13 protein-coding genes are annotated in these 13,029 nt (G+C 60.3%); 5 read left to right on the top strand and 8 right to left on the bottom strand.

The features are described from left to right. The first annotated feature begins 74 nt into the window (after positions 1–74). From K3754_RS16515 to K3754_RS16505, 3 genes are read left to right on the top strand one after another with little or no spacing between them, the layout of a single operon-like run. Positions 75–257, top strand: a complete 183-nt coding sequence (locus K3754_RS16515; RefSeq protein ID WP_259938682.1) for a hypothetical protein — start codon at positions 75–77, stop codon at positions 255–257. Between the two features lie 35 nt (positions 258–292). Beyond that, positions 293–805 (top strand): alkylphosphonate utilization protein, encoded by a 513-nt coding sequence (locus K3754_RS16510; RefSeq protein WP_259938681.1) that lies wholly within the window; start codon positions 293–295, stop codon positions 803–805. 58 nt (positions 806–863) lie between these two features. Next, on the top strand, positions 864–1,694 hold the full coding sequence (locus tag K3754_RS16505; RefSeq protein ID WP_259938680.1) for a 3-keto-5-aminohexanoate cleavage protein: 831 nt from the start codon (positions 864–866) through the stop codon (positions 1,692–1,694). Here K3754_RS16505 and K3754_RS16500 read toward each other — a convergent pair. From K3754_RS16500 to K3754_RS16465, 8 genes are read right to left on the bottom strand one after another with little or no spacing between them, the layout of a single operon-like run. Then, on the bottom strand, positions 1,691–2,167 hold the full coding sequence (locus K3754_RS16500; RefSeq protein WP_203210056.1) for a class I SAM-dependent methyltransferase: 477 nt from the start codon (positions 2,165–2,167) through the stop codon (positions 1,691–1,693). The two genes, K3754_RS16505 and K3754_RS16500, sit on opposite strands and share 4 nt — an antisense overlap. Next, complete coding sequence (locus K3754_RS16495; protein ID WP_259938678.1) at positions 2,164–2,922, bottom strand: polysaccharide deacetylase family protein; 759 nt, start codon at positions 2,920–2,922, stop codon at positions 2,164–2,166. The genes K3754_RS16500 and K3754_RS16495 overlap by 4 nt, the downstream gene beginning before the upstream one ends. Then, on the bottom strand, positions 2,919–4,055 hold the full coding sequence (locus K3754_RS16490; RefSeq protein WP_259938675.1) for a glycosyltransferase family protein: 1,137 nt from the start codon (positions 4,053–4,055) through the stop codon (positions 2,919–2,921). The genes K3754_RS16495 and K3754_RS16490 overlap by 4 nt, the downstream gene beginning before the upstream one ends. After that, complete coding sequence (locus K3754_RS16485) at positions 4,052–4,639, bottom strand: histidine phosphatase family protein (protein WP_259938673.1); 588 nt, start codon at positions 4,637–4,639, stop codon at positions 4,052–4,054. Before K3754_RS16485 ends, K3754_RS16490 begins: the two co-directional genes overlap by 4 nt. Continuing rightward, positions 4,636–5,709, bottom strand: a complete 1,074-nt coding sequence (locus K3754_RS16480) for a glycosyltransferase family 4 protein (RefSeq protein ID WP_259938671.1) — start codon at positions 5,707–5,709, stop codon at positions 4,636–4,638. The genes K3754_RS16485 and K3754_RS16480 overlap by 4 nt, the downstream gene beginning before the upstream one ends. After that, a complete protein-coding gene (locus K3754_RS16475; protein WP_259938669.1) occupies positions 5,709–6,950 on the bottom strand; it encodes a glycosyltransferase family 4 protein in 1,242 nt (413 codons plus the stop codon). Before K3754_RS16475 ends, K3754_RS16480 begins: the two co-directional genes overlap by 1 nt. Further along, complete coding sequence (locus K3754_RS16470) at positions 6,947–8,158, bottom strand: glycosyltransferase family protein (RefSeq protein ID WP_203210062.1); 1,212 nt, start codon at positions 8,156–8,158, stop codon at positions 6,947–6,949. The genes K3754_RS16475 and K3754_RS16470 overlap by 4 nt, the downstream gene beginning before the upstream one ends. A 23-nt stretch (positions 8,159–8,181) precedes the next feature. Beyond that, positions 8,182–9,462 (bottom strand): nucleotide sugar dehydrogenase, encoded by a 1,281-nt coding sequence (locus tag K3754_RS16465; protein ID WP_259938667.1) that lies wholly within the window; start codon positions 9,460–9,462, stop codon positions 8,182–8,184. A gap of 191 nt (positions 9,463–9,653) precedes the next feature. Between K3754_RS16465 and K3754_RS16460 the strand changes: the two genes are divergently transcribed. Together K3754_RS16460 and K3754_RS16455 are read left to right on the top strand one after the other, a co-directional pair. Continuing rightward, positions 9,654–12,083: a mechanosensitive ion channel family protein gene (locus K3754_RS16460; protein WP_259938664.1), complete on the top strand. Its 2,430-nt coding sequence runs from the start codon at positions 9,654–9,656 to the stop codon at positions 12,081–12,083. A gap of 55 nt (positions 12,084–12,138) precedes the next feature. After that, the gene (locus tag K3754_RS16455; protein WP_259938662.1) at positions 12,139–12,915 is read left to right on the top strand and encodes an MBL fold metallo-hydrolase; all 777 of its coding nucleotides are present in this window, start codon (positions 12,139–12,141) and stop codon (positions 12,913–12,915) included. Positions 12,916–13,029 lie beyond the last annotated feature (114 nt).

Below are 13,029 nucleotides of genomic sequence, written 5' to 3'. Positions count from 1 at the left end.
TTGACTCAAATCAAAGCGTTGCCTGCCGCCGCCCGATACCTTTCCGGTAACATCAAATCGGAAAAGGTCTCCCCATGTTGCGCTTGGCTTCCATGCTTTATTCCATCATCGGCTCCTCCCTTGCCGGGGCCGGTGTCATTGCTGTTCTCGCGTCCGGATATGACACATTGACGCCCATCCTGATCGCAGCGGCGGCGGGCGCGGTTGTGGCTGTTCCGGTCACGCTGATGGTGGCGAAAAAGATCACCAGTCTGTAGTTTCGCATGGATCACCAATGGGGTAGGGCAGGGGCATGACATGTCCTCTTTGCACCGCATCCGATACGCCTTTGATCGAAACGCCAGTTCCGGGCGGCCCTGAGGGGGCGTCTGTACACATCTGCACCACCTGCGCCGATGAGATCGCCAGCGCTGCGCCGGCACCGGATCATTTCCGCGTGCTGGCCTCCACCATGTGGTCCGAAAATCCGGCGATACAGGTTCTGGCCGCCCGCATTCTTGCGCGATTAGAGACCGATTGGGCCCGCGATCTGGCCGATCAGCTCTATCTGGATGACGAGACCCGCGCTTGGGCGGATAACGTCCCCCAAGACAGCGCGCACCGTGACAGCAACGGTCAACCGCTGAGCCAGGGTGATACGGTTGTTCTGATCAAGGATCTACCGGTCAAAGGGGCGGGCTTTACTGCCAAACGCGGCACGGCGGTGCATAGAATATCGCTTGTGCAAGACAACCCCGCCCATATCGAAGGGCGCGTTGAGGGGCAGCGGATCGTCATCCTGACGGAGTTTGTCAAACGCCGCTGACGCTCGACTTCGGCGGGGCGCTGTGGAACACTGGCGGTGCCTTAGCTGAGGAAACCCCATGTCTGATCCCTGCATCATCTGCGTTGCCATCACCGGCTCTGTCCCGACCAAAGCGGCCAATCCCGCCGTCCCGATCAGCGTATCGGAGCAGATCGAAAGCACCCATGCCGCTTTTGAGGCAGGGGCCAGTATTTGCCACGCCCATGTGCGCAATGCGGACGAGACGCCATCCTCGGACCCCGAGAAATTCGCAGCATTGCAAGAGGGCGTGATCAAACATTGCCCCGGCATGATAATCCAGTTCTCTACAGGCGGGCGCTCCGGTGCCGGGCAGGCGCGGGGCGGCATGCTGCCGCTGCGCCCCGATATGGCGTCGCTCTCGGTGGGGTCCAATAATTTTCCCACCCGCGTTTATGAGAACCCGCCGGATCTGGTCGATTGGCTGGCGAGCGAGATGCGCACCCATGAAATCAAACCAGAGATCGAAGCCTTTGACCTCAGCCACATTCACAAGGCCGCAGAGATGAACCGCGACGGGCGCATTCCGGGGCAGCTTTATATTCAGTTCGTGATGGGGGTGAAAAACGCCATGCCCGTCGATCGCCCGACCTTTGATTTTTATATCGAAACGGTCAAACGGCTGGCCCCGGATGCACAATGGTGCGCGGCGGGGATCGGGCCAAATCAGGTTGTGCTAAACGAATGGTCCATCGCGGCAGGCGGTCACACCCGCACCGGTCTCGAAGACAACGTGCGCTGGGACAAAGAGACCCTTGCCCCATCCAATGCGGCGCTGGTCCAACGCGCCGCAGATATTTGCGAAAAGCACGAGCGCCCCGTGGCGACCCCTGCGCAAGCTCGGCAGATCTTAGGCCTGCGTCCGGCTTAACTGCGATAAAACAGATAGCGTTCCGGGTCGATCGTGTCAGGTCCGCTGACTTGGGTGAACCCGGTCAGCGGTTGTTGTGAGACGATCAAGCCGTTCGGCACCATCAAAGGCGCGATCAGAGGCGACAGCCGCGCGCCTTCCTCGACATCCTTTTCCTTGACCCCAAAGCCAAAGTCATAATGCGCCAATGCCATTTGCACCCCGCGCTGTGCCAGTCCGGCCAGCATGGCATCCGCCTCGCCTTGCAGGAAGTTCTCTTGCGGCGGCACGCAGGACGGATGCGGCTGCAACACGCGGTCGATCACCCAAATGCGCCGATTGGGCAATTCTTGCCGCAGGTGGTCATAGGTGCGGCCATTGCCCAGGCCCATCTCCAGAACATCGCCCGCGACATCGGAAATGGTGTGCGCCGCCCAGTTCAGGCCATCAATCTGCGCCTCCAGTCTGCGGCGCATGGATTCCAATCGGCTCACGGCAGATTCCCTTTCAGATCATGTAAATTGCACGGCTTTGCGCCGGCCTCCAGCAAAGTGCCAAGGCAGGCTTCGGTAAAGGCCCAGATCTCTTGATCATGCACGAGGTGATGGGTCAACAGGCCAAGGGGTTCGGTTGCATCCGCGCGGCCGAAACGGCGGTCCTGCAGGTTTTGCACTAATGCGGCGATCTGTGCCTCTGGCGGAGCCAATCCGCCGCCACCCTTCCAAAAGATCGGGTCGATATGGGTATTGATTTGCACGAGGTCAGGCGCAGCAAGCCGTGCGGCACGGGGGGTAAAGGTGGACAGCCCCGCGAATCCCAGATCAGGCAAGGCGGCGATGTAACCCGCATGAATGCGGTTCCACGGCGGCACAAACAGCGGCAAAAGATCTGCAGCAAACATCTGTTTCAACGTGCCAAGGCCTTGTGCCATCTCATCTGAAGCACCTGCTCTGGGCCGCCCGAACTCCGCCTTCTTTTGACCCTGTGCCGCATGGTTGTCATGAGCCCAGCCATGGACCATCGGCACCGCCCACGGACCGTTGCACACCCCAATAAGGGATGGATGCGCAAACTTGGGGATCACTGCCAGATGAACCGGCAGGCCCAGCGTTTCGGCCAAGCCGGTGAGTTTTGCCAGCGCCGGGCTGTCTTTGATGGCGTCGTCATCGCGCCACCAGATCGGCAGCACCCGTGCTTCGCGCTGCCAGATCGCCATCTCGGCGGTCAAGGGGGACCAATCAATGCTCACCTTTGAGCCTCAAGCAGCAGCGCGGTGATACGCACGGTCTCTGCGGCGCCATCCAGACCGGTGGTCATGGGCGAACGGTCAGGGGCATCTATAACCTTTTGCACGGCTTGCCGCAGTCTCTCTGGCGTCAGATCGGCGCTGTTGATCGTGGCGATGCCGTCCTGCTGGGCCAAAGCGCGGGCGCGAATACCCTGCTCAACCTCATTGCCTGCGTCAAAGGGCACAAACACTGCCGGGCATCCAGCCTGAAGAACATCCAGCGCGGTGTTGTAGCCACATAGGGAAACGGAGGCTGCCGCATTGTGCAGCATCGCGCGAAAATCGGGGCGGGCTGGTTCGATGATCACGTTGTCCGGCGTTTGGGACGCCAGGGCGGCGCAACGTTCGGCAGCATCCGCGCCACCCAGCAACAGCCGCCAGGGCCGCGCCGGATCGCCCGCTGCGGCCTCTAGCGCGGCGGCAAACACATCACGGCCCACATCGCCGCCGCCAGCGCTGACGATCACCTCGCTTTTGCCAGCGTCGGTTGGGCTGTCTGAGACCGGCGGCGCAACAAAGCCGGTGTAGTGCAAACGCGATGCCAGTGCCTCGGTCACCGGCCAGCTGAGATGCAGCGGGGTGATCCGGGGGTCGGCATGGACCAGCACACCGTCGTAGAAGCGTTCCAGCATCTCATCGGCAAATGCGGCCTTCTTGGGCTTGGAAGGCGGCGCCAGAATATCGCGAATCGAGGCCAGGATCAGCGGAGGTTTGTCCTGCGCCTTGGCCGCCTCCAACAATGCGATAAACTCTGCGCGCAGCACGCGGCGACCAAAGGGGAACAGCTCTGTGATCAGAACATCCGGCGCTTGATCGTCAAGCGAAGACAAAAGCGCGTCAAGCCGCCCGTACAGCATCGCGTCATCTACTGGGTTGCCTGCCGCCGTCAGCAATTGGGCAAAGTTCACTCCGTCAGAGCGCAGCGCGGGCAGTTGCAACAGCGCCGCATCACCCGGATCCAGCTGCGGCGCCGGCACTCCGCCCGAGACAACCACTGCCTCATGACCTGCCTGCATGAATGCCTTTGCCAGCGTCAACGCCCGCGACAGATGCCCGGTGCCAAGCAGATGGGTCACAACGATCATGACCTTCATGGCGCAGCTTCAATCAAACGAACCGGATCGCCCGGAACAGACCATGTGCCATCGTCAATCTCAATCACGAAAAGCCGGTTCCGTTTCACCGCAAAGGGGGCCGGTCCATCAAAATTCCATCCCGTTGCATGGGCCAAGAGCACCCGCATCACGCCGATATGGCAGACCGCGACGTGATCCCCGTGCAGGGTCTCTGCCCATGGCACCAAGCGATCCCGAAGGGTAGCGGGGCTTTCCCCGTTTGGCGGGGTGTAACCCCAACCCCAATCCTCAATATCCAGGTAGGAGACATCGGGATCGGCCTTAAGCTCCGCGCCCTTCAGGCCTTCCCAATCGCCCCAGTTCATTTCAAGCAGCGCCGCGTCCGTTTGCGCGGCACGGCCCGCCACCAGCTTTGCGGTGTCTGCGGCCCGCGACAACGGGCTGGACCACAGATGCGCTGCATCCCATGGCGGTGGCAACCGCAGCCGGGACAGTTGCGCAACTGCCTCGGGGTCGAGGGCGATGTCCGTGCGCCCCTGAATGCGGCCCGCGCGGTTCCATGGTGTATGGCCGTGACGCAAAAGGGCAAGGCGGGCGTTCATCGCACACCCACCTTGGCCAATCCGACGCGCAATACATCTGCGGCAGCGGGCAACAGGTGACGTTTTGCGATCATGCTGCGTGCCTCCAATGCGGCTTTGTGGCGTTGGGCCGGTTTGTTCATCATATCCGTGATCCGCGCCGCCAATTCGGCAGGTCCGTCTTGCACCGCCGGCTGGGGCGCTCCTGCCAGAACCTCGCGCACTCCGGGACGATCTTGCGCAACAACGGGCAAGCCAGCGGCCTGCGCCTCTAGATAGACCATGCCAAAAGCCTCGTCGACACCGGGCCAGAACAGCAGGCTGGACTGGCGATAAATCTCCTGAAGCGCGGATGTGTCCAGTGCGCCAAGGAAGCGGACATTGCCCCGGAATGGAGCCATCAAGGCTTCAACTTCGGCGCGGGCGGGACCATCACCGGCGATCTGCAAGCACCAATCTGTATCCGGCAACAGTGCCAAAGTCTGGGCGATGATCTGATAAGACGGCAACTTGGCCGCGCTGCGCATCATCCCAACGGACAGCATCGGACCGGACAAACCTGAGGACACAGGCAAGGTGTCACGGTTCAAGAACGGCGGCAGATGGATCAAGACCTGCGATCGCGGAGCATCGCGGAGCAGGGTTTCGGCGTCATGTTGAGTAAAATAGAAAATCACCTGAGCCGCGTCAGAGGCGGCTTCGGCGGCTTTTGCAAATGCCGCCCATGGCCCCTCAAGGCGTTTGCGGGCGCGGGTGGATTCAATTTGCAAATATGGGATATCCAGCGCCGCCGCCACCTGCGGGCCAATGAGATCCGGCGCTTTGTAGTAGTTGTGATAGGTCAGCCAAGCCTGCCAGCCCGCGCGTTTCCCTGCCTCTGAAACACGGGAAATTTCCTTTGCGGCCTGCGCGATAAGATCGGCCTGCACTTCTTCGTTGCCCATACCGTCCCGGCTGCGAAATCGGCTGGCCAAGGAGACTTCTGTCCCCCTTTGCGCCAGGGCCGCGACCAGCCCGCGTGCGATGCTGCGATCTCCTGATGGCACCGGATCATCCGGCGGCTTCATTGGCGCATAGAAGGCAAGACGCATCAGCCCGCCTGCGCCAGCATCGCCAGCAGCCGCTTTTTGAGATGCTCAATCCCCGGGTGCATGAGGAAATCCTGCGTGAGCCGCCCATAAGCGGCCTCGGCCATCGCGGCCCCTTGTGAGGGATCTGAGGCAAAGTCGACCATCGAATCGGCCAATGCGGCGGGCGCATCATCGCTGAGAACACCATGGGTGCCGCTATCGATAAATTCGGGGATGGCAGACACCGGTGTGCTGAGGATTGGCAGCTTCTGGCTGGCCGCTTCCATCAGGACATTTGGCAGACCGTCGCGGTCGCCATCTGCCGCAATCCGCGAGGGCAGGACAAAAAGATCAGCCGCACGCATTGCCGCGATCACTTCAGGCTGATCGCAGGCACCGCGCCATGTGATCCGGTCTGCAATTCCATGCGCCGCCGCACGGTCCTGCATCACTGCATCCAGGGCACCGCCGCCAATATGGGTCCAGTGCCAATTGAGCGATGCAGGCAGCAGCGCCAGCGCATCTATGAGATTGTCAAAGCCCTTCTTCTCCACCAGACGCCCGACGGACATCATGTGAAACGGCGCATCGGTTCCGCGCATCATCCGGTCGGGCGGAGCAGGAAACCGCGCCAGATCCAACCCGTGATACACCAGATCAACCCGACTGGGCGTATCGGCCAAACCTTGCAAATGCTCTGCGCCAAAACCGGTGCATGTCGCCCCGAAAGCCGCACCATGAGTAGCCGCCGACAATTTCTCGCGCAGCTCCCACTCTGGCGACGTCCAGATGTCCTTGGCATGGGCCGAAAATGACCACGGCATGCCACGCAAGATCGCGGCATAGCGGGCAACAGAAGACGGCGTATGCAGAAAATGCGCATAGATGCCCGCCACATCGCCGGGCATTTCCGCAGCCATCACGCAAGCCTGCCCCCAACGGCGGCGGCGGTTTGCGGTGTCGTCGCGCTCTACATCTGCGGCAAAGGCCGCAGCTGCGGCATCAAAACCGGGCATTTCAGCGGCAGCCCCCATGGCGATGGCTACGCGGCGCGGTTCATTACGCAGGTATTCCGGCAGATACCGGATCTTGGCCTGCAACCGATCATGCAGAGGATGGGTCTTCTTGTCGGTCGGATGACGCAGCGACCAGATGTCAAACTTCAGTCCGGCCTCTTCCAGCGCGACAAGTTCCTGGGCGATGAAGGTTTCGGACAGCCGTGGCCAGCCTTTGACCACAACAGCAAGTTTGGGATGGCTCATGTGTCTTTGTCTTTCTGCATCAGCGCGCGGGCGCGTTCCACCACCACGTCCAGGCCGTCCAGCAGCCCGTCGGCGCCGGCATCCGATGGTTTGCCCTGCTGAGGCAGGTTGCGAATGGCGCGGATCATTGCGTCTGTGGTCATGCCATCGCGGGTTTCGTCCAGCATCCGCACCAGACCCAGTTGCTCGGCGCGGCTGGCTCTGATCCATTGCTCGAGCCGCGGCTTGGTGCGCGGCACAATCACCGCGGGCCGGTCAAAGGACAGAACCTCACAAAATGTGTTATACCCGCCCATGCAAATCACGCCCTCAGCCCCGGCAAACAAAGCTTCGATCCGGCTGTCAAAACCCATGGCGGCCACCCGGCCATCCAGCTTGGCAACACGCGCGTCAAAGGCATCACGGACCTCGCCAGACAGGAACGGCCCGTAGATCAGAACCGCCTTGGGTGATAGGTCAGGATCCTGTTCATAGGCCGAAAGCACCAGCGACACCATCGCCGCTCCGTCCCCGCCGCCGCCGGGCGTGATCAGCACATAGGGGTGATTGGGCGTTTCCGTGGCATCGGTCACTTCACGGCGCAGGTAGCCTGTCCAATGCATGCGGGCACGGGCGGCTTCTGACAGGGGCAAGCCTTCAGTAGGGTCATAGACATCGCGCACGCCATAGACCCAGATTTCATCGTAATAGCGTTCGGTCGCCTCAACGGCGCCTTTGCGGTCCCACTCGGCGGCCAAAACGTCGGGCTGGTCCAGCACGTCACGCAAGCCCAGAACAACCCGCGTTCGCCCCTCTTTGCGCAGCCATTCCAAAGTGGTCAAAAGCTCCCCGCGAAAGCCGGTGGGTTCTTTGTCCACGATCAGCAAATCGGGCTGGTATTGCTCCACCGCACTTTGGATCAAACCGGCGCGCAGGGCCGTGGTGCGGTCAATATCAAGACCAAGGGTCTGGCTGATGTAACTGCCATCGGGCAGCTTGGTCACGCCGGGCAGGCGGATATGGTCAACACGTTCAGGAAAAGTAAATCGCCCCGCAACGGGTGATCCGGTCAGAATGATCGCCGAGGCGTTGTCATCCCCTTCGGTCAGCGCAGAGGCCAGCGCCCGCGACCGGCGCAGATGTCCAAGGCCAAATGTGTCGTGGCTGTAGAACATCACCCGGCGAGAGGCCGCGCTGCCGTTGATCGGCCCGTCTTCGGTTTGCGCCATAAAATTCACCTGCCGATATCCGTTCAGAGCCTCAGATCACTGCCTGATTTACCAAAAATTCCCTTGATGTCATAGAGCACGGCCCCCGGTTTGCCCAAGGCGCGGATTGCCTCAGCGCCCATTGTGACAAATTCACGGTGTCCGACCGCTACAATGATAGCGTCATAGGTGCCTTGCTGCGGCTCTGCAATGCCGCTGACCGCGTGTTCGCCTTGCAACCTGTCCACGCCGACCCATGGGTCATGCACATCGGCCTGCACGGAATAAGACGCCAGTTCGCCGACAATATCCGCAACCCGCGTGTTGCGCGTGTCTGCGCAGTTTTCCTTGAAGGTATAGCCAAGGATCAGCACCCTTGCCCCGCGCACACCAATATCGCGGGCCAGCATCGCCTTGATCAGGGTTTGGGCCACATGGGCGCCCATATGATCATTGATGCGCCTCCCGGCGAGGATCACCTGTGGATGATAGCCAAGCTGTTCGGCCCGGTAAGTCAGGTAATAGGGATCAACCCCGATACAATGCCCGCCCACGAGGCCGGGGCGGAACGGCAGGAAATTCCATTTGGTGCCTGCGGCCTCCAAGACCTCAAGCGTATCAAGGCCAAGCCGGGCAAAGATCAGGGCAAATTCATTGACCAATGCAATGTTCAGATCGCGCTGGGTGTTCTCGATCACTTTGGCCGCTTCTGCGGTCATGATGGAGGAGGCGCGGTGCAGGCCCGCCTTGACCACGGGGGCATAAATCGCCTCGACGCGGGTCAGGGTCTCTTCATCCTGCGCGGCGATGATTTTGACCACGTTTTCCATGGAATGTTCGGCATCGCCGGGGTTCACTCGTTCTGGGCTATAGGCCAGCTTGATCTGACGCCCGGCCTCAAGCCCGCTGCCAGCGGTCAAGGCTGGTCCGCAGACCTCTTCTGTGACGCCGGGGTAGACCGTGCTTTCCAAGATCACCACGGCACCGTCGGTCAGATGCGGCGCGATGGTGGCGCAGGCCCCAAGCACCGGGCCAAGGTCAGGCGTCTTGGCGTCCGTAATCGGGGTTGGAACGGCGATGATGAATGCCGTGCACCCCGCAAGATCAGCAGCATCATGGGTAAACAGCGCCGATGACCCCGAAACAGAGGCATCCGAGACCTCCCCATTGGGATCGCGCCCAGCGCGCAACGCCGCAACCGCAGGTGCATGGGTATCAAGGCCAACAACATCAAACCCCTCCCGTGCCAGTGCCACCGTCAGAGGCAAACCCACATAGCCAAGGCCCAGCACAGCAATACGTTCGGTTGTGGAGGAGTTTGCCATGGGCCGTTCCTTGGTTCTGTCGTCGTTTCGGGGCCCAAAGGCATGCCATTGCTATGGCATAGTTTCATCCGTCATGCAAAACGGTGCACGGGCCAAACGCATAATCGTGACTTGGGGCGATCACCCTTTAATTGCAATGGGCTGGTGGCTGACTTAGCGTGAGGTAAGGCCAGATGGCCAGTGGGGGATTTATGCGGTTTGCGATTTTGCTTTTGACGGTTCTTGGCCTGTTTTTGGGCGGGCTGTCATTGCCGGCGTCCGCGCAGGGCTTGGGATCCTTGATGCCCGCGAAATCCCAGACAGAAGACGCGCCCGATATCGACGAAATCATGAAGAAGGCCGCCGAGAACGGCGTCGGTGTTGTGGTCATAGACCGCGATGGCAATCTGCTGAGCCAGGACACTGCGCGCCCGGAAGCCTCTTCGCCTGATAGCGAGGCAGGATCCTCCGCTTTGATGGAAACGCAGGATCAAATCGTCAAGTTCCGCTCTGCCTTGATAGACCGCCTGCTGGATCTGCCAGACGCCTTTGCCGAGGTCGGATATATCCTCAGGGCGGCCAGCCCCGATGGAACCATCACCGCCTTTGGCAAAGCAGTTCTTTACAGCCTGTTGCTGTTCGCAGCAGGCGCCTTTGTCGAGGCGCAAATCTTTGGCAAACGGATCGCCCGCAGTTTTGTCGTGGCCCGCATTCAGGAGAGCCCGGTCGGCTATGTCGAGAAAATGCCGTTCCTGATTTTCCGGTTCCTGATGGGGGTGGGCGGGATCCTGGTGTCGATGCTGGTGGCCTATATTCTGGGCTTTATCGTCTTTGGCCAACTCACAGACACGGCGATGCAGTTCACGGCAGCCTTGATCAATATTGCCTATTTCACATGCCGGTTCGTCGCCGGGCTGTGGCGGATGATCCTGTCGCCGTTCCTGTCGCAATACCGCATACCCGCTCTGACTGACGCCGAAGCAAAGCGTTTGCATCGCTGGCTTTGGATTTTGGCTTCGCTGGACATTTGCAGCATCCTGTTCGGTGTCTGGATTGGCGAGCTGGGGCTGAATTACGATGTTTATGCCTTCCTGTTCTCGGTCATGTCCGCAGTTATCGTGCTGTTGAATATCCTGCTGGTTCTGGTCAACCGACGGGCCATCTCCAACGCGATGCGCAATGGTCGATCGCCGTCCGAAAGCAGTTTTATCATCCGCACCCTTGCCCGTGTCTGGGCACCGGCTGTGATCCTCTATGTGTTGCTGGCCTGGTTCAATCTGACCTTTGATCTGGTGCTGGCCAACCCCCGCGGGTTCCCCCTGATTGCGGGGGCTTATGGGATCTTGATCTCGATCATCGTGGTTTACGGGGTGATCAACTACCTGATCGAACGCAGCTTTGCCCGCGCCCGCGCGATGCGGCAATTGAATGCCATCCGCGATGAGGAAGAAGCCAAGGCCCGTGCACTGGCGGATGCCCAGTTGGGCGAAACCCCAAACAGCGAAGCCGAGGCCGCGCGTCTGGAGCAGGAGCTGGCCGAAGCCCGCGCCGCCGAAGAAGCGGCCCGCGCGGCGCAGCCCACACGGCATTCCCTCAACTCATTCGAAGCGCTGGCACGGCGTGTTGCCGGTATCCTTGCCTTTGTCGCAGGCACCTATGCGTTCTTCTATATCTGGGACAACGAAAGCGCCGAAATGGTCGAAAGCTTTGCCGACAGGCTGCTGGACATCATGGTCATCATCTTTATCGGCTATATCGTCTACCACGCCTTCCGCATCTGGATTGACACAAAGATCGCCGAAGAATCGGGTGATCAGGAAGAGGGCGAATTGGGCGATGAGGGCGGCGGATCCTCCGCCAGCCGTTTGGCGACCCTGTTGCCGTTGTTCCGCAATATCGTGTTGATCGTGGTTGTCGTCACCATTGTCCTGATCGTGCTGATGGAGATCGGGATCAACGTGGGCCCGCTGTTTGCCGGTGCGGGTATCGTGGGGGTTGCTATTGGTTTTGGGTCTCAGGCTCTGGTGCGGGATGTCTTTGCCGGGGCATTCTTTTTGTTCGATGACGCGTTCCGCAAAGGGGAGTATCTGGATGTTGGCGGGGTCAAGGGCACGGTCGAAAAAATCTCGGTCCGGTCGTTTCAGCTGCGCCATCATCTTGGTGCGTTGCACACTATTCCCTTTGGCGAATTGCAGGTGATGACCAACTATTCCCGCGACTGGGTGATCATGAAACTGCCCCTGCGGGTGACCTATGACACGGATGTGGAGAAGGTGCGCAAACTGATCAAGAAGCTGGGTCAGGAACTGCTCGACGATCCGGTGATTGGTGACAATTTCATCCAGCCGCTGAAATCCCAAGGCGTGATTGAGATGCAGGACAGCGCGATGATCATCCGGGTCAAGTTCATGACCAAGCCCGGTGATCAATGGCTGGTGCGCAAGAAAGTCTATGAGGAAATCCGCGAATTGTTCGAACGCGAAGGGGTCAAATTTGCCCACCGCGAAGTCACCGTGCGGCTGGCTGATGGCAAGGTGGAAGAACTAAACGACGAACAAAAGCGGGCAGTGACAGCGGCCGCGCAGGCCCATGTCGATGAGGAACAAGAAGAAGAGCAGGGCGGCGGCGGTGACGACCGGTAAGTTGAAAAGGTCCGCCCTCCTTCTAGATCACCAAGCAGCAACCCAGGAGAGCGAGATGACCCACCCAAGCCGTAGACGTTTTATTGCCGGCGCCGCAGCCGGCGTTGGCACGATCACATTGCTGCCGTTCGCCGCGCGGGCCGCAGCCCATGCCAGCGACAGTTTCGACACCCCCGGCGGCATGATCAAAGTGCACCCCGTGGCCCATGCATCCATCGTGATGGAAACCCCCAAGGGCACGATCTATGTCGATCCGGTGGGCGAGCCTGCCCAATACGAAGGGTTCCCGGAGGCCGATCTGGTTTTGATCACCCATGAACATGGCGATCACTACAATGCGGATACGCTCAAGGCTTTGGTGAAAGATAACACAAAGCTGATCACCAATCCGGCTGTGTTTGGCAAGCTGTCGGAAGAGATGAAGGCCCAGGCCTCCGAGGTGGCCAATGGAGGGATGGCTGATTATCAAGGCCTCAAGATCGAAGCGATCCCGGCCTACAACATCACCGAAGAGCGCAAGAACTTTCACCCGCAGGGCCGCGACAACGGCTATGTGCTCAATTTCGAGGGCTTCCGCGTCTATATTTCAGGCGATACGGAAGACATCCCGGAAATGCGTGCGCTGAAAGAGATTGACCTCGCCTTTGTCTGTATGAACCTGCCGTTCACGATGGATGCAAATGCAGCGGCATCGGCGGTGTCGGAGTTTGGTCCGCGGTTTGTCTATCCCTATCACTACCGTGGCCGCGATGGCGGCACGCAAGATCCCGAAGCCTTCGCCAAGATGGTGGGGGGCGATACAGAGGTTCGGTTTGCGCCTTGGTATGGCTGACCTGGTTTCGGGTGCCTTGCGGCACCCGACCGATGCGGGGGGCCAGCCTCCCGCACCCCCCGGAGGTATTTAGAGCCAAAAAGGGGGAGGCAGGGTCAGGTCAATCGGGCCTAT

It is taken from the genome of Sulfitobacter sp. M368 (genome assembly GCF_025141875.1).
GTDB lineage: Bacteria > Pseudomonadota > Alphaproteobacteria > Rhodobacterales > Rhodobacteraceae > Sulfitobacter > Sulfitobacter mediterraneus_A.
Note: the sequence above shows the minus strand (reverse complement) of the source record. Positions and strands in the feature narration are given on the sequence as shown.

Coding starts and splice junctions, on each gene's coding strand:
- K3754_RS16515 (WP_259938682.1), top strand. CDS start 75: ATGTTGCGCTTGGCTTCCATGCTTTATTCCATCATCGGCTCCTCCCTT.
- K3754_RS16510 (WP_259938681.1), top strand. CDS start 293: ATGACATGTCCTCTTTGCACCGCATCCGATACGCCTTTGATCGAAACG.
- K3754_RS16505 (WP_259938680.1), top strand. CDS start 864: ATGTCTGATCCCTGCATCATCTGCGTTGCCATCACCGGCTCTGTCCCG.
- K3754_RS16490 (WP_259938675.1), bottom strand. CDS start 4,055: ATGAAGGTCATGATCGTTGTGACCCATCTGCTTGGCACCGGGCATCTG.
- K3754_RS16485 (WP_259938673.1), bottom strand. CDS start 4,639: ATGAACGCCCGCCTTGCCCTTTTGCGTCACGGCCATACACCATGGAAC.
- K3754_RS16480 (WP_259938671.1), bottom strand. CDS start 5,709: ATGCGTCTTGCCTTCTATGCGCCAATGAAGCCGCCGGATGATCCGGTG.
- K3754_RS16475 (WP_259938669.1), bottom strand. CDS start 6,950: ATGAGCCATCCCAAACTTGCTGTTGTGGTCAAAGGCTGGCCACGGCTG.
- K3754_RS16470 (WP_203210062.1), bottom strand. CDS start 8,158: ATGGCGCAAACCGAAGACGGGCCGATCAACGGCAGCGCGGCCTCTCGC.
- K3754_RS16465 (WP_259938667.1), bottom strand. CDS start 9,462: ATGGCAAACTCCTCCACAACCGAACGTATTGCTGTGCTGGGCCTTGGC.
- K3754_RS16460 (WP_259938664.1), top strand. CDS start 9,654: ATGCGGTTTGCGATTTTGCTTTTGACGGTTCTTGGCCTGTTTTTGGGC.
- K3754_RS16455 (WP_259938662.1), top strand. CDS start 12,139: ATGACCCACCCAAGCCGTAGACGTTTTATTGCCGGCGCCGCAGCCGGC.